General features: G+C 51.3%; 12 protein-coding genes. 7 read left to right on the forward strand and 5 right to left on the reverse strand.

The features are described 5' to 3' along the window. Positions 1 to 107: 107 nt before the first annotated feature. Genes celB through NNO04_RS15740 form a run of 3 tightly spaced genes read left to right on the forward strand, consistent with a single transcriptional unit; the run spans position 108 to position 3,817 of the window. The gene (gene celB / locus NNO04_RS15730) at positions 108 to 1,427 is read left to right on the forward strand and encodes a PTS cellobiose transporter subunit IIC (protein WP_271445486.1); all 1,320 of its coding nucleotides are present in this window, start codon (positions 108 to 110) and stop codon (positions 1,425 to 1,427) included. 3 nt (positions 1,428 to 1,430) lie between these two features. Continuing rightward, positions 1,431 to 2,387: a N(4)-(beta-N-acetylglucosaminyl)-L-asparaginase gene (locus tag NNO04_RS15735; RefSeq protein ID WP_271445487.1), complete on the forward strand. Its 957-nt coding sequence runs from the start codon at positions 1,431 to 1,433 to the stop codon at positions 2,385 to 2,387. Further along, complete coding sequence (locus NNO04_RS15740) at positions 2,387 to 3,817, forward strand: leucyl aminopeptidase family protein (protein WP_271445488.1); 1,431 nt, start codon at positions 2,387 to 2,389, stop codon at positions 3,815 to 3,817. Before NNO04_RS15735 ends, NNO04_RS15740 begins: the two co-directional genes overlap by 1 nt. Positions 3,818 to 3,860: 43 nt before the next feature. Here the strand turns inward: NNO04_RS15740 and NNO04_RS15745 are convergent, their stop codons facing one another. From NNO04_RS15745 to NNO04_RS15760, 4 genes are all read right to left on the reverse strand, one after another. After that, a complete protein-coding gene (locus NNO04_RS15745; RefSeq protein ID WP_193568552.1) occupies positions 3,861 to 4,562 on the reverse strand; it encodes a DnaA inactivator Hda in 702 nt (233 codons plus the stop codon). Positions 4,563 to 4,657: 95 nt separating this feature from the next. Beyond that, on the reverse strand, positions 4,658 to 5,947 hold the full coding sequence (gene uraA, locus NNO04_RS15750; RefSeq protein WP_192613048.1) for a uracil permease: 1,290 nt from the start codon (positions 5,945 to 5,947) through the stop codon (positions 4,658 to 4,660). Between the two features lie 86 nt (positions 5,948 to 6,033). After that, a complete protein-coding gene (gene upp, locus NNO04_RS15755; RefSeq protein ID WP_162379081.1) occupies positions 6,034 to 6,660 on the reverse strand; it encodes a uracil phosphoribosyltransferase in 627 nt (208 codons plus the stop codon). A 212-nt stretch (positions 6,661 to 6,872) separates the two neighbouring features. Beyond that, positions 6,873 to 8,303, reverse strand: coding sequence for a 6-phospho-beta-glucosidase (locus NNO04_RS15760; RefSeq protein WP_271445489.1), 1,431 nt, complete (start codon positions 8,301 to 8,303; stop codon positions 6,873 to 6,875). A gap of 287 nt (positions 8,304 to 8,590) precedes the next feature. Between NNO04_RS15760 and purM the strand changes: the two genes are divergently transcribed. The 4 genes from purM (at position 8,591) to ppx (ending at position 14,093) form a co-directional block, all read left to right on the forward strand. Continuing rightward, positions 8,591 to 9,628 (forward strand): phosphoribosylformylglycinamidine cyclo-ligase, encoded by a 1,038-nt coding sequence (gene purM / locus NNO04_RS15765; RefSeq protein ID WP_271445490.1) that lies wholly within the window; start codon positions 8,591 to 8,593, stop codon positions 9,626 to 9,628. Further along, a complete protein-coding gene (gene purN, locus NNO04_RS15770) occupies positions 9,628 to 10,266 on the forward strand; it encodes a phosphoribosylglycinamide formyltransferase (protein WP_271445494.1) in 639 nt (212 codons plus the stop codon). The genes purM and purN overlap by 1 nt, the downstream gene beginning before the upstream one ends. Positions 10,267 to 10,477: 211 nt before the next feature. Then, entirely contained in the window at positions 10,478 to 12,544 is a 2,067-nt protein-coding gene (ppk1, locus tag NNO04_RS15775) for a polyphosphate kinase 1 (RefSeq protein ID WP_271445491.1), read from the forward strand. A gap of 4 nt (positions 12,545 to 12,548) precedes the next feature. After that, positions 12,549 to 14,093: an exopolyphosphatase gene (ppx, locus tag NNO04_RS15780; RefSeq protein ID WP_271445492.1), complete on the forward strand. Its 1,545-nt coding sequence runs from the start codon at positions 12,549 to 12,551 to the stop codon at positions 14,091 to 14,093. A 3-nt stretch (positions 14,094 to 14,096) separates the two neighbouring features. Here ppx and NNO04_RS15785 read toward each other — a convergent pair whose 3' ends face one another. Further along, the gene (locus tag NNO04_RS15785; protein WP_271445493.1) at positions 14,097 to 16,340 is read right to left on the reverse strand and encodes a bifunctional diguanylate cyclase/phosphodiesterase; all 2,244 of its coding nucleotides are present in this window, start codon (positions 16,338 to 16,340) and stop codon (positions 14,097 to 14,099) included. Positions 16,341 to 16,512: the final 172 nt, after the last annotated feature.

Consider the following 16,512-nt stretch of genomic DNA (forward strand, 5'->3'; position numbering starts at 1 on the left):
GCACAGCGATTACTTTGTGACCTGATTCACCTTTCAGCCGCCATGCTTCACTGATAATCCGCAGACATATCACACATCACGTCACCTGATCTTGTACGGAGTTCACAATGAACAATGTTCTGGGATTTCTTGAAGCAAAACTAATGCCCATCGCCGCGAAAACGGCGCAGCAGCGTCATTTAGGGGCAATTCGCGGCGCATACGTCTCGTTCATGCCCTTTATTATCGTCGGTTCTATCCTGCTGGTGATCTCGTCGTTTCCCAATGAGGGTTACCAGCATTTCATGTCCAGCACCTTTGGCGAAAACTGGGGCAACATCGTTGAGATCCCGTTTAATGCCGTTTTTTCTACCATGTCGCTGTTTATCTGCTTCCTGGTCGGCTTCCGACTGGCAGAATATTATGGTGACGACCGCCTCTCCTGCGGGATTCTGTCGCTGGTCAGTTTTCTTATCCTCACCCCGTTTATGAAAGTCGCTGAAAACGGCGGTATTACGGTGATGCCGGTTGAGTGGATCGGCAGCAAAGGGCTGTTCGTGGCGATGATTGGCTCACTACTCTGGACAGAGTTGTTCTGCTGGCTGAAGCGTAAAAAACTGGTGATCAAAATGCCCGATGGCGTGCCGCCAGCCGTGCAGGAGTCCTTCGCCGCGCTGATTCCGGCGTTGCTGGTGATGATTCTGGTACTCGCCATTCGTATTCTCTTCCAGAACACCCATTACCAGACCATTCATCAGTTTATTTACGAAGTCGTCGCCACCCCGGTACGCCACTTTGGCACTTCTTATATTGGCGCACTGCTGACGGTATTTAGCATCACCATTTTGTGGTCGGTGGGGATTAACTCCGGTTCGATGGTTAACGGAATCATTCGTCCATCATGGATGGAAAATCAGACCGATAACATCGCCGCGATTCAGGCGGGCATCACCCCGCCGCACATTATCACTGAACAGTTTTTTGACATGATCTGGATGGGCGGCGCAGGCGCGACGCTGTCGCTGGTGATCGCCATGTTGATTTTCGCCCGTAGCAAAAACATGCGGGAAGTGGCCCGCCTGGGCGCGAGCGCATCACTGTTCAATATCAATGAACCGATTCTGTTTGGCCTGCCGGTGATCATGAACCCGATCATGCTGATTCCATTCAATCTGGTACCGCTGGTGCTGGTGACTATCCAGTATGCGGCCATGAAAATCGGCATGGTGGCAGTGACGACCGGGGTGTTTATCCCCTGGACGCTGCCACCAGTCATCAGCGGCTTTATCGTTACCGGGCATATCAGCGGTAGCATCATGCAGCTTATTAACCTGCTGATAGGCGCCATGCTGTATTTGCCTTTCCTGCGCATTCTGGACAAGCAATACCGCGCTGCAGAAATCATCTCTATTACGCAAACCGAAGCCACGCTGGCTAAACAGGAGTAAACCATGTGGGGAATTATCGCCACCTGGCGAATGGCGCTTGAAGGCGTCACGGAATCTGCATCTGCGTTGGCTGCGGGAAAAACTGCTGCCTCAGCCGTTGTTGACGCCGTCGCCGCCGTTGAAGACTTCCCGTTATATAAATCCGTCGGCTACGGTGGTTTGCCCACTGAAAATGGCGAGGTCGAACTGGATGCTGCTTTTATGGATGGCGACACGCTGGCGTTTGGTGCGGTGGGCAATCTTACCGATATCGCCAACCCGGTACGGGTGGCTCACGCATTAAGCCGTCAGCGATATAACAATCTGCTGGTGGGTCAGGGTGCTCGTGAGTGGGCGTTGAATCAAGGATTTGCGAGCAAAACGATGCTCACGGACCGCGCGATGCAACATTATCGAAAGCGCTGTCGCGAAACGCTGGACAAAGGTCTGAGCCCCTATGACGGCCACGATACGGTCGGAATTATCGGGCTTGATAAGCACGGCTCAATGAGTGTCGCGACCTCCACCAGCGGCCTGTTTATGAAAAAACGCGGACGCATTGGAGACTCGCCAATCATGGGTTCCGGTTTCTATTGTGACAGCGAAACAGGCGCGGCGACCGCAACAGGCGTCGGCGAAGATCTGATGAAAGGCTGCGTCAGTTATGAAATCGTGCGCCGCATGGCGCAGGGTATGACGCCGCAACAAGCCGCCGATTCCGTGGTGTTCGAACTGGAAGACAAGCTGATGTCGCGCTTTGGCCGCGCAGGAGATCTGTCTGTTGTCTGTATGAACAATCAGGGTGAGTTTGGCGCCGCCACCAATATCAAAACCTTTTCATTCACGGTGGCCTCCGCCCACCATCCGCTTACCGTTTATCGCGCCGAGCGCCAACGCGAAAAGACGCATTACCAGCCTGTCGATGAAGAATGGATGCAGACTTACGCTGCGCGAATTCGTGCCCCGATAGAGGAAGAATAATGATTACCTACCAGTTAATTAATTCACTCACAGAGACGCAACCGGAAAGTCATCTTATCGCACGCACATCCTGCCCACTGCTACCCGATACTCAGCTCATCAACGAGATGCGTCAGCAGGATAAAACGGCTGATACCTGTTTTGGTTGCGCGCCATTCGCGCGTATCACACTACTCCCCGAAGCCCTCTGGCACGATCAACTGACCGAAAGTTTGCTAAGTGCGCTGCGCCCGTTACTGGCAGCACCTGTCAGTTCTCGTGTGGTCATTGATGTGACTGACATCAATGACACCGTCCTGATGCAGTTATTGCGTTTTTTGTTCAATCAGGCGCACCGGCTCAGCGATTTACAGCTCAAAAAGGCAGAAAGTGCGGCAATGCGAATTTGTCACATAGACGCACTTTGTCTGCCCGTGCAGCAAAAAAGGTTAGAGGCGCTATTTCGTCAACAACAGGCGATTGCCAATGGCATGCTTGCTGCACGCCGCCTGGCAGATATTCCGTCAGACCGCTGTACACCGCAATTTGTGGTCGAAGAAGCGCAAAAACTGTGCTCTGCCTTCCCTGCCCTTCGCTGCGAAATACTTGATGAAAAACAGATTATTGAACAACGTTTGGGTTTGCTGTATGCCGTAGGTAAAGGCGCAACCCGCCCGCCTCGTTTGCTTGCCATTCACTACAATGGCATAGCCGAAGGGCCGGTACGCTGTTATGTAGGTAAAGGCATTACATTTGATACCGGTGGCCTGTGGCTGAAAGAAGGCGCGGGTATGTACACCATGAAGTACGACATGTGCGGCGCAGCCAATGTGTTGGGATTGCTGCTGACCATCGCGGAGTTAAATTTACCGATTCGCGTCATGGGCGTGCTGGCGCTGGCTGAAAACGCCATCGGCCCTGATGCCATGCAACCGGGTAGCGTGGCGCATGCCTGTAACGGTCTGACGGTGGAAATCAATAATACGGATGCAGAAGGAAGACTCGTCCTGGCAGACGCGATTGCCTGGGCCAGCCAGCGACATCCACAAGCCAGGTATCTTATTGATATGGCGACCTTAACCGGTGCGGTAGTGAAGGCGCTGGGTTATGAACTGAACGGACTCATGACTCAGGATGAACCCTTACGTCAGGCGTTAAACATAGCCGGAAAACAGTGCGGTGATGAAGTCTGGTCGCTACCGCTTGATGCGCGGTTGAAAAAACAGACCGAAAGCACCATTGCCGATCTGTGCAATACGCCCGGCAATAACGCGGCAATCAGTGCTTCCGCCGCCTGGTTGCTGCACCACTTTTGCCCACCAACAATTCCGTGGGCGCATCTGGATATTAGCGGTACGGCGCTATGGCGGGAAAACGGGAAGAGCGTTGCGTCAGGCAGGCCGATACCCCTGCTGGTAGAGCATCTCCTGCAAGATATGCGTCAGGATTGAGTCTGTGTGTCGCCGGTTAAGGCAGAACCGCCGCCCGGCAGGATTACAACTTGAGGATCTCTTTTACGAATGGGATCGTGAGCTTACGTTGTGCGGTAATGGATGCATGATCGAGCTGATCCAGCGTATCAAAGAGTGTGCGCATTTCTCTGTCCAGTCGTTTTAGCAGGAACCGCCCCACATCTTCCGGCAGTTCAAATCCGCGCAATCTCGCCCGCAGCTGTAGAGCCTGAAGTTTATCTTCATCTGAGAGCGGCTGAAGTTTATAGATTTGCCCCCAGTCCAGACGAGAAGCCAGATCGGGCAACCCGAGATTTAACTGGCGCGGTGGGCGATCGCCGGTGATCAGTAAACGGGTTTTCCCCGACTCCAGGATTCGGTTGTAGAGATCAAAGATTGCCATCTCCCACAGTTCGTCACCCGCAACGCATTCAATATTATCAATGCACACCAGTGATAAATGTTCCATCCCGTCGAGAACTTCGGGCACAAACCAGGTACGTTTATCCAGCGGAACATAACCAACCGCATCGCCACGCTGAGACAACTCGGCGCAGGCCGCATGCAGCAGATGGCTTCTGCCCGCACCTTCGCGTGACCAGAGATAAATATATCCGCTATGTTCCTGACGCAGCACGTTTTGCAGTGCGGCCAGTAAAGAGGCGTTATCCCCCGGCCAGAAACTTGCAAACGTTTCATCGTCAGGAAGATAAAGTGGCAGAGAGAGCTGTGCCGGTGTGTTCAGAGATACCTCAACCCAGGATTTCACAAAATCGCAGTGAGTTTACCACAGAATTCCGTCGCGATAGAACCGGGCAGCGTCGCTGCCCGGTCAGAGAGTTAGTGCTGAGGACGATCGGCATCCTGCGCATCCAGTACGACTTCTTCCGGACGTAACAGCGTGATCACTTTGAAAATCAGGCTCAGGCCAATCCCGACAATGGTCGCCAGCGCCATACCTTTCAGTTCAGCAGCGCCAATGTGCACCTTCGCGCCGCTGACACCGATTATCAGAATGACCGATGTCAGGATCAGGTTTTGCGCTTTGTTGTAATCGACTTTTGATTCAATCAATACGCGGATCCCCGATGCGCCGATCACCCCGTACAGCAAAAGCGACACGCCGCCCATTACCGGCAGTGGGATAATCTGAATGGCGGCCGCCAGTTTACCCACGCAGGAAAGCAGAATCGCAATAATGGCTGCGCCGCCAATAACCCAGGTACTGTACACACGCGTAATCGCCATCACGCCGATGTTCTCACCGTAGGTAGTGTTTGGCGTGGAGCCAAAAAACCCGGAGATAACGGTCGACAAACCGTTGGCAAACATTGAGCGGTGCAAACCCGGATCGCGGATCAAATCTTTCTTCACGATATTCGCCGTGACCACCAGGTGGCCCACGTGTTCCGCAATTACCACCAGCGCAGCGGGCAGAATCGTCAGAATGGCAAACCACTCAAAACGCGGAGTATAAAAGGTCGGCAGCGCAAACCAGTGTGCCTGCGCAATCGGCGTGGTATCCACAACGCCCATCGCAAACGACAGCGCATAGCCCGCCAGCACGCCGATCAGAATCGGGATGATCGCCATAAAACCACGGAACAGCACGGAGCCGAATACCGTGACCGCCAGGGTGACCATAGAAATGATGATGGTTTTCGAGTCCGGCGTTTGACCTTCGGCAGGCAGTAATCCCGCCATCCCTGCGGCGACACCCGCCAGCTCCAGACCGATGACGGCGACGATGGCGCCCATCGCTGCAGGCGGGAACATCACATCCAGCCAGCCAGTCCCCGCTTTCTTCACAATCACTGAAACCAGGCAGAACAGTACGCCGCACATAATAAAGCCGCCTAACGCGACTTCATATCCCAGAGGCAGCAACAGCAGAACCGGGGAGATAAAGGCAAAGCTTGAACCCAAATAGGCAGGAATTTTGCCTTTACAAATAAAGAGGTACAGCAAGGTGCCAATGCCGTTAAACAACAGGACAGTGGCCGGGTTAATATGGAACAGAACTGGCACCAGCACGGTTGCGCCAAACATGGCGAACAAGTGCTGCAAACTAAGCGGGATAGTCTGTAAAAGCGGCGGTCTTTCACTCACCCCGATAGCACGGCGCGTCATAGTGTTTTCCTCTGAGTGTTGTATGTTATTGGTGTTTTATTCAAAAAAAAGCCGACTCTAAAAGTCGGCTCTTTTTATTATTTCGTTTACTTCGTACCAAAGATCTTATCGCCGGCATCGCCGAGGCCCGGAATAATGTATCCGTGCTCATTGAGTCCCTGATCAATCGACGCCGTGTACAGCTCAATGTCCGGGTGCGCTTTTTCCAGCGCCGCGATACCTTCCGGTGCCGCAACCAGTACCAGCACCTTAATGCTGGAACAGCCCGCTTTCTTCAGCAGGTCGATGGTGGCGATAACGGAACCGCCGGTTGCCAGCATCGGGTCAACAATCAGCGCCATACGCTCGTCGATGTTGGAGACCAGTTTCTGGAAGTACGGTACCGGCTCCAGCGTCTCTTCGTCACGGTACATGCCCACGACACTGATACGCGCGCTCGGGACGTTTTCCAGTACGCCATCCATCATGCCCAGGCCTGCGCGCAGGATCGGCACAACGGTAATTTTCTTACCTTTGATCTGGTCAATTTCTACCGGGCCGTTCCAGCCTTCGATAGTCACTTTTTCCGTTTCCAGACCCGCAGTGGCTTCATAAGTCAGCAGGCTGCCAACTTCGGAGGCGAGTTCACGGAAGCGTTTAGTACTGATGTCATGCTCGCGCATCAGGCCCAGCTTGTGTTTGACGAGTGGGTGTTTCACTTCCACAATCTTCATTCTCTTTCTCCTCAGAATAGGGCAGCCACAAAAAAAATCGACGGATTATACCGCCATTCTTTTAGTGGGCAACATTTATTTACTTGATGTTGATCAAGCATAGGAGGGGTTAGCGCGAATAGAACAAATATTCGACAAACGAATATCTCAGCGCTGGGCATGAAAACGAAAAGGGAGAGCGGCCAACCCATGCTGACCGCTATTTGTGCGGATTACAGTTTTTCACCGTTAGAAGCAATCACCTGCTGATACCAGGCAAATGATTTTTTGGGATAGCGTGCTAACGTCCCGCTGCCGTCATTATTTTTGTCGACATAGATAAAGCCGTAGCGTTTTTTCATTTCGCCCGTCCCCGCAGAAACTAAATCAATACAGCCCCACGGGGTGTAACCCATCAGATCAACGCCGTCTTCCACCACCGCTTTTTTCATTTCGCGGATGTGCGCGGCCATATAATCAATGCGGTATTGATCGTCTATAGAGCCGTCGGCCTGCAGGACATCAATCGCGCCAAAGCCGTTTTCGACGATAAACAGCGGTAGCTGATAGTGATCCCAGAACCAGTTCAGCGAATAGCGCAGCCCCACCGGGTCAATCTGCCAACCCCAGTCGGACTTCTGCACATACGGGTTAGAGACCAGACTGGTGCTTTCGTCGTACTCCAGTTGCGGGTTATCCGCCGTCGCTTTGGTGGCGAACGACATATAATAGCTGAAACCGATATAGTCGACGCAGCCCTGCATCAGCGCCTGTTTATCCTCTTCGGTGATATCCAGCGTAAAACCACGGCGCGCAAAGTAATTCAGCAGATGCTGCGGATATTTCCCCCGCACGTGTACATCAGTGAACCAGTAGCGGCGATGCATGGCGTTCATCGCCATCATCATGTCGTTCGGCGCGCAGGTCAGCGGATAGATTGGGCACATGGCGATCATGCAGCCGATTTGCAGTGATGGGTTAATTTCACGCCCCGCTTTCACCGCCAGCGCACTGGCCACCAGTTCGTAGTGCGCCGCCTGGAACATCACGGGCTCACGGTCTTCACCTGGCTGGTATTTCAGGCCGGAGTTGGTGAAGGGCGCAAAGTCTTCGTGGAAGTTAGCCTGGTTGTTGATCTCATTGAACGTCATCCAGTATTTCACTTTGTGCTGGTAGCGTTTGAAGACCACTTGCGCAAAGCGAACGAAGAAGTCGATGAGCTTACGGTTGCGCCAGCCGCCGTATTCTGTCACCAGGTGATACGGCATCTCGAAATGCGACAACGTAATGACCGGTTCAATGCCGTGTTTCAGACATTCATCAAAGAGGCAGTCATAAAACTGCAGACCCGCTTCATTCGGCTGGGATTCGTCGCCCAACGGAAAAATACGCGTCCAGGCGATGGAGGTGCGAAAACATGTAAATCCCATTTCAGCAAAGAGTGAAATGTCGTCTTTGTAGCGATGATAGAAGTCGATGGCTTCGTGATTGGGGTAATTCTTACCGGGAATAACGCCGGGGGTGATCTCTCTGGGAATACCATGCGCTCCGGCAGTCATGACATCCGCCACGCTGACGCCCTTTCCCCCTTCCTGCCAGCCGCCTTCTAACTGGTGAGCCGCCACCGCGCCGCCCCACATGAAATTTGCTTTAAATCCAGACATATTTCTTCCCTCATTCGTCGCAATTTGCTGGTCACAGTCTCAGCCCACGCTCACAGAAACCGGTTTCATTACGATACTGTGCATTTATAAGACGGGTTTCAAGCACGGGAATGAAACCGGGTTCATTTTCGTGGCACAGTTCAAATAACCAGAATTTCGAGGGCGAAATGCTGAAAAAATCAGCAGATATATGCCGATGCAAAGCAGGCTCGCAAACGTTTGCTTTCCCTGTTAGAATTGCGCCGAATTTAATTTTCACCGCAAGTAAACGCGTGGGGACCCAAGCAGTGACCGATAAAACCTCTCTTAGCTATAAAGATGCCGGTGTTGATATTGACGCGGGCAATGCTCTGGTTGATCGAATCAAAGGCGTAGTGAAGAAAACCCGTCGTCCCGAAGTGATGGGCGGTCTGGGTGGCTTCGGCGCGCTGTGCGCATTGCCGCAAAAATATCGTGAGCCTGTACTGGTTTCCGGCACTGATGGCGTAGGGACAAAACTGCGTCTGGCAATGGATTTGAAACGTCACGACACGATTGGTATCGATCTGGTGGCGATGTGCGTGAACGATCTGGTGGTTCAGGGCGCTGAGCCGCTGTTTTTCCTGGATTACTATGCCACTGGCAAACTGGATGTCGACACGGCCTCCAGTGTCATCAGCGGTATTGCCGAGGGCTGTCTGCAGTCTGGCTGCGCGTTGGTTGGCGGTGAAACCGCTGAAATGCCGGGGATGTATCACGGCGAAGATTACGACGTGGCCGGGTTCTGCGTGGGTGTGGTCGAAAAATCAGAAATTATCGACGGCTCGAAAGTGGCGGATGGCGATGTGCTGGTAGCACTCGGTTCCAGCGGCCCGCACTCCAACGGTTACTCTCTGGTGCGTAAAATCATCGAAGTCAGCGGTTGCGACCCTGAAACAACAGAACTCGACGGCAAACCGTTAGCCGACCATCTGCTGGCGCCAACGCGTATCTATGTGAAGTCAATTCTGGAACTGATTGAACAAGTTGATGTACACGCCATCGCGCACCTGACGGGCGGCGGCTTCTGGGAAAATATCCCGCGCGTGCTACCCGACAACACACAGGCAGTAATTGATGAATCTTCCTGGCAGTGGCCGGCCATCTTTGAGTGGCTGAAAACCGCAGGTAATGTCAGTCAGCATGAAATGTATCGCACCTTCAACTGCGGCGTCGGAATGGTGATTGCCCTGCCGGAAGCGGAAGTCGATAACGCGCTCACGCTGCTGAAGGCCAAAGGTGAAAAGGCGTGGCGAATCGGTATCATCAAAGCCTCTGATTCCGAACAGCGTGTGGTTATTGAATGATGAATATTGTGGTGCTTATTTCCGGTAACGGAAGCAATTTGCAGGCAATTATCGACGCCTGCAAAGAGCAGAAAATTAAAGGCACCCTCAGGGCAGTATTCAGTAACAAGGCCGATGCGTTCGGCCTTGAACGTGCCCGGGAAGCAGGTATTCCAGCGCATGCGCTGACCGCCAGTGAATTTGCCAACCGCGAAGCGTTCGATCGCGAACTGATGCGAGAAATTGATGCTTATGCCCCCGATGTGGTGGTGCTGGCAGGTTATATGCGCATTCTCAGTCCGGCGTTTGTCGCGCACTACGAAGGTCGTTTGCTCAATATTCACCCTTCTCTGCTGCCGAAGTATCCAGGCCTGCATACACATCGTCAGGCGTTGGAAAACGGCGATGAAGAGCATGGCACTTCTGTCCATTTTGTGACTGATGAACTGGATGGCGGCCCGGTCATTCTTCAGGCTAAAATTCCGGTTTTTGAGGGCGATAGCGAGGATGACATCACCGCACGCGTTCAGGCGCAGGAGCATGCAATTTACCCGTTAGTGGTTAGCTGGTTTGTTGATGGGCGTCTTGAAATGCGCGAAAACGCAGCATGGCTTGACGGCATCAAACTCTCTCCTCAGGGACACGCATCAGACGAATAACGTCTCTCAGTTCCCCGTTAGCAAACACTGACGGGGAACGGCACTTGTCTCTCTTGTTTGTCACCCCATCCTTTTCGCAAAAATGCGCTGGTTGCTCACATGCAACAGACGGTTTATTGTCATACTCTTCTGGCGCAGTTGGACATCTGACAGAAATGCTCGCCATAATAACCAGGCAGTGTCCCGTGATTGAAACGGAGTAAAAGTTGTAATGGGTCAGGAAAAGCTATACATCGAGAAAGAACTGAGCTGGTTAGCGTTCAATGAACGCGTACTCCAGGAAGCAGCGGATAAATCAAACCCGCTGATTGAACGGATGCGTTTTTTAGGCATCTATTCCAATAACCTTGACGAATTCTACAAAGTCCGCTTTGCCGAATTAAAGCGTCGCATCATTATCAGTGAAGAACAGGGTTCAAATTCTCATTCTCGTCACCTGTTAGGCAAAATCCAGTCCCGCGTATTGAAAGCCGATCAAGAATTTGACGGTCTGTACAACGAATTACTGCTGGAGATGGCGCGTAATCAAATTTTCCTGATTAACGAACGCCAACTGTCGGTAAACCAGCAAGAGTGGTTGCGCCACTACTTTAAACACTATCTTCGCCAACACATTACGCCGATTTTAATCAACCGGGAGACGGATTTAGTTCAGTTTCTCAAGGACGATTACACCTATCTGGCGGTGGAGATTATTCGCGGAGATACCATCCGCTACGCGCTACTGGAAATTCCTTCCGACAAGGTTCCGCGTTTTGTGAATCTACCACCGGAAGCGCCGCGCCGTCGCAAGCCAATGATTTTGCTTGATAACATACTGCGCTATTGCCTCGACGATATCTTCAAAGGGTTCTTTGATTACGATGCCCTCAATGCGTATTCCATGAAGATGACCCGTGACGCCGAATACGATTTGGTGCACGAAATGGAATCGAGTCTGATGGAATTGATGTCCTCCAGCCTGAAGCAACGTCTGACGGCAGAGCCCGTTCGCTTTGTCTATCAACGTGACATGCCCAATGCGCTGGTGGAAGTTCTGCGCGAAAAACTGACCATTTCCCGTTATGACTCGATTGTTCCCGGCGGGCGTTACCATAACTTCAAAGACTTTATTAATTTCCCCAATGTGGGCAAAGCCAATCTGGTCTATAAACCGTTACCGCGGCAGCGTCATATCTGGTTTGATAAAGAAAAGTTCCGCAATGGATTTGACGCCATTCGTGAGCGCGATGTACTGCTCTATTATCCTTACCATACTTTTGAGCACGTGCTGGAACTGCTGCGTCAGGCCTCTTTTGACCCGAATGTACTGGCGATAAAAATTAATATTTATCGCGTGGCGAAAGACTCGCGCATTATTGACGCAATGATTCACGCAGCCCATAACGGCAAAAAAGTGACTGTGGTTGTGGAATTGCAGGCCCGTTTCGATGAGGAGGCCAATATTCACTGGGCTAAACGCCTGACCGAGGCTGGCGTCCATGTGATCTTCTCTGCGCCGGGGCTGAAAATCCACGCCAAGCTGTTCCTAATCTCACGTAAAGAAGGCGACGATGTGGTGCGTTACGCACACATTGGTACCGGGAACTTCAACGAAAAAACAGCGCGTCTGTATACCGACTATTCATTACTGACCGCTGATGCGCGGATCACCAACGAAGTGCGTCGGGTGTTCAATTTTATCGAGAACCCCTATCGTCCGGTGACATTCGATTACCTGCTGGTTTCGCCGCAAAACTCCCGTCGTCTGCTGTACGAAATGATTGACCGGGAAATTGCTAATGCACAACAGGGCTTACCGGCGGGCATCACGCTGAAGCTCAATAACCTGGTCGATAAAGGGTTAGTTGACCGACTGTACGCCGCATCCGGTTCTGGCGTGCAAATTAACCTGCTGATCCGTGGCATGTGTTCGCTGATCCCAAATCTGGAAGGCATCAGCGACAATATTCGGGTGATCAGCATCGTGGATCGCTACCTTGAGCATGACCGGGTCTATATTTTCGAGAATGGCGGCGATAAGCGAGTGTATCTCTCCTCGGCCGACTGGATGACGCGCAATATCGATTATCGAATTGAGGTTGCCACGCCGTTGCTTGACCCTCGCCTCAAACAGCGGGTCCTTGATATTATAGACATTCTGTTCAGCGACACGGTCAAAGCCCGTTATATCGATAAAGAACTGAGTAATCGCTACGTACCGCGCGGAAATCGCCGTAAAGTGCAGTCGCAATTGGCGATCTATGACTACATCAAATCACTTGAGCAACCAGACTAACGCTATGCCAATACATGACAGGACACCCCGCCCACAGGAGTTTGCTGCGGTCGATCTCGGTTCAAACAGTTTCCATATGGTCATTGCGCGCGTTGTGGATGGCGCGATGCAAATTATTGGTCGGCTGAAACAGCGTGTACACCTGGCCGATGGTCTCGGCGAAGACGGCAGGCTAAGTGAAGAAGCGATGGAACGCGGCTTAAGCTGTTTATCTTTGTTTGCTGAACGCCTGCAGGGGTTCGCGCCGTCGAGCGTCTGTATTGTCGGTACTCATACGTTACGTCAGGCGCTGAATGCCACTGATTTTCTAAAGCGTGCGGAAAAGGTCATCCCCTACCCGATTGAAATCATTTCCGGTAATGAAGAAGCCCGTCTGATTTTCATGGGAGTGGAACATACACAGCCGGAAAAAGGCCGCAAGCTGGTGATCGATATCGGTGGCGGGTCAACAGAACTGGTTATTGGCGAAAACTTCGAACCGAAGCTGGTTGAAAGCCGCCGTATGGGCTGCGTTAGCTTCGCGCAGATCTATTTTCGGGGCGGTGTGATTAGCCAGGAGAACTTCCAGCGTGCGCGGATGGCCGCAGCGCAAAAACTGGAAACGTTGACCTGGCAGTTCCGTATCCAGGGATGGAACGTTGCGCTGGGCGCTTCCGGCACCATCAAAGCAGCACACGAAGTGCTGCTGGAACTGGGTGAGAAAGATGGTTTTATCACGCCTGAGCGTCTGGAGAAGCTGAAGACTGAAGTGCTCAAACACCGCTCATTCGACGCACTTAGTCTTCCGGGTCTTTCGGAAGAACGCAAAGCTGTTTTTGTACCGGGTCTGGCGATCCTGTGCGGTGTTTTTGACGCGTTGGCCATCCGTGAACTGCGACTTTCCGATGGCGCGCTGCGTGAAGGTGTCTTGTATGAAATGGAAGGCCGATTCCGTCATCAGGACGTACGCAGCCGTACCGCCAGCAGCCTGGCGAACCAGTACAATATCGACAGCGAACAGGCAAGAAGGGTGCTGGACACCACGATGCAGATGTATGAACAGTGGCAGTCGCAGCAACCTAAACTGGCGAACCCGCAACTGGAAGCTTTACTGAAATGGGCGGCAATGCTGCATGAAGTCGGGCTGAACATCAACCATAGCGGTCTACACCGTCATTCCGCTTATATTCTTCAACACAGCGATCTGCCCGGTTTTAACCAGGAACAGCAAATGATGATGGCGACCTTAGTGCGTTACCATCGTAAGGCCGTAAAACTGGATGATTTACCCCGGTTTACACTGTTTAAGAAGAAGCAGTTTCTGCCGCTCATCCAGCTCTTGCGCCTCGGCGTCCTGCTGAACAATCAGCGTCAGGCCACGACCACGCCGCCAACGCTAACGCTGATAACCCACGACAGTCACTGGATTTTACGTTTCCCGCATGACTGGTTCAGCCAGAACGCGCTGGTTTTGCTCGATCTGGAAAGAGAGCAGCAATACTGGGAAGCCGTCACCGGCTGGCGTCTGACTATCGAAGAAGAAGAAAGCTCGCCCGATATTGCGGCATGATCCTCATTCAGGCGCCAACTCTGGCGCCTGTTTCACCAGCGTGTCCTCCAGTCGTTGCGGCTCCCCTATCAGATACCCCTGCAGATAATCGATACCCAGCGAGATCACCACATTACGTATCTCTTCACTTTCCACGTGCTCTGCCACTACCAACATCTTTTTCATGCGCGCCAGATGGCAAATGGAAGCCACAATCTGATAGTCGAGACTGTTCGAGACGATATTGCGAATAAAGCTGCCGTCGATTTTAAGGACATTCGCGTTCACGTTTTTCAGACGTGCGTAGCTGGCGTACCCGGTGCCAAAATCATCAATGGCAATCTGACAACCCAGTTGCTGCAATTGCGACAGAGTCGTTTGCGCATGCTCGGCATCGGCGAGAGCGTTACTCTCCGTCACCTCAAATATCAGCTGCCAGGCTTCGACCTGATAGTGACTCAGCAGTTTATTCACCTCAATGGGGAATCGGGCACGGCACACTGATGCGGGCGAAAGATTGATGGCAAAACGCTGGGCAGGCATTTTTTCCCGATTCACCGCCATAAATTGCAATGTATGTTCAATAACCCAGAGATCGATACTGGAAGACAAACCAAACTCATGGGCAACAGGTAGAAAAATATCGGGATTAACCATCCCGCCGCTCTGATCTTTAAGTCGCAGCAGAATTTCATGGTAGACATCACCGCGAACGCCTTCAATGGGTTGAGCCATCAGGCAGAAGCAATCGTACTCAAGCGCCCGTTGCAAAAGATTCATCATCGCCACTTTGTCTTTCAATCCGCGCTGCAGATTCATGGCGCCGCGACGCTGTAGATTCTCTGGCGTATTTGTCACAATCGAAAGCTCGGCAACGGTGCTTAATTCGCCCAATAACAGATAGATATGGTTAACAGGTGAACGGACATAGCAGTAACTGACCCCAACCTGCGGCTGCATTGGCATCCCATCCCATGCAAATCGAAATTGTTTTATATGATTATGCAGTGCTTCTATCCGCTGCTGGTGGGATTCGGTGTTCAGGCGTAGCACCAAATCATTGCCGGACAACTGAAAAACATTCTCATTTTGCGCCAACAAGGGGGAGATCCAGTGGGATAGCTGTTGCTTGTATTGAATACGCAACATAATCCCATAATTTTTAATGAGTAATTCCATTCCTGGCACACGTAAATAACAGAGAGCAGACCAGGGTGCGTTTTTGAGAGACCGATTCAGAGCGCGTAAATTGGGAAGGTGTACCACAGGATCAAGATAGGCGAGACGGCGAGCACGGCTACTAACAATCCTCTGACGCGTCGCCAGTATCGCCATATAATTCACAATAAACGAAAAAACCAGATAGCTCGAAGAAGTAATAGCCAGTTGGGTATCGTATCCTGAATACGAAGGCATATAACGGTGATAATAATTTATCGATACTATGAGTATTATTGCCCATAACGGCGAAATAAACTTATAACCGTAGCGCATTGCCCCCCATAACATCACAGGCAACAGGAGTGACAACGTATAGTTTGTGCTAAGTATTGAGCTATCTTCATTTAAAGGCATGCATAACAAAATCATTAGCATACCCAATACAATCAGCCAGATAGCTATTTCTTTTTTCGTTACTTTCGTATCTATTTGTAGTTTAAGCTGTGAAAAATAACTATATACATAACAAGGGTTTCGGATAATACGAATGATTAAATAGCACAGCGGAACCCCTACAAGATTTCCGACCAATAGCGCCTGATAATCAATCAATGCGTTGATATTGAAAGGCATGACCCCCATCAGATGGGGTTTACTGTCATACATTCCAACAAAGGCTGCAAATTGAAATATGACTAAAAAAAGTGATGCAGGGAAAAATACCTGCCAAAACATACGCTGAAAGACTAATCGTACATCGCCATGATAGACCTGCCCACGCCGCGGGGCGAACACGTGATACCCTCCCCAACTGAGCACAACCGTTACCACAAAGTGAATGATAACGGGCAGCGTCTCGTACCATCCTACTTGCGAAAATTTATACCAGAAAATGGCAATTGCCATTCCGGGTAACGCCGCCCAGCCGAAAAATAGCATCAGGCTTAACATTAATGCCAGAGGCAGATAAAACAGCACAACATTACCTGTAGCGGTACTTGCAAAGGTATTGGTATTGCTCAATAAAGGTAATAAAAAAGAAGGCAAGATGAGAGGCAGTGCCCACCATTTATCTCTGATACGAATATATAATTTTTTAAGGTCCATAGATGCTCAGCAGAACCTCCGTTTCCTGAAGGCTTTATTCAGACAGGCATCCCACCTGACGTCAGAACAATGATGAAAAACTCATCACAATTGTGGAGCATAGATTTTAGTTATCGTCAGCGTGTAACATTTGACTTATGTCAAATAACTTACGCATCATTAATTACTTATT

Origin of the sequence: Citrobacter sp. Awk 4, from assembly GCF_028069725.1 — a bacterium.
Taxonomy (GTDB): Bacteria; Pseudomonadota; Gammaproteobacteria; order Enterobacterales; family Enterobacteriaceae; genus Citrobacter_D.

Bases quoted from the DNA above. Each gene is read 5' to 3' on its own strand.
- celB (WP_271445486.1), top strand. From the start codon at position 108: ATGAACAATGTTCTGGGATTTCTTGAAGCAAAACTAATGCCCATCGCC.
- NNO04_RS15735 (WP_271445487.1), top strand. From the start codon at position 1,431: ATGTGGGGAATTATCGCCACCTGGCGAATGGCGCTTGAAGGCGTCACG.
- NNO04_RS15740 (WP_271445488.1), top strand. From the start codon at position 2,387: ATGATTACCTACCAGTTAATTAATTCACTCACAGAGACGCAACCGGAA.
- uraA (WP_192613048.1), bottom strand. From the start codon at position 5,947: ATGACGCGCCGTGCTATCGGGGTGAGTGAAAGACCGCCGCTTTTACAG.
- upp (WP_162379081.1), bottom strand. From the start codon at position 6,660: ATGAAGATTGTGGAAGTGAAACACCCACTCGTCAAACACAAGCTGGGC.
- NNO04_RS15760 (WP_271445489.1), bottom strand. From the start codon at position 8,303: ATGTCTGGATTTAAAGCAAATTTCATGTGGGGCGGCGCGGTGGCGGCT.
- purN (WP_271445494.1), top strand. From the start codon at position 9,628: ATGAATATTGTGGTGCTTATTTCCGGTAACGGAAGCAATTTGCAGGCA.
- ppk1 (WP_271445491.1), top strand. From the start codon at position 10,478: ATGGGTCAGGAAAAGCTATACATCGAGAAAGAACTGAGCTGGTTAGCG.
- ppx (WP_271445492.1), top strand. From the start codon at position 12,549: ATGCCAATACATGACAGGACACCCCGCCCACAGGAGTTTGCTGCGGTC.
- NNO04_RS15785 (WP_271445493.1), bottom strand. From the start codon at position 16,340: ATGGACCTTAAAAAATTATATATTCGTATCAGAGATAAATGGTGGGCA.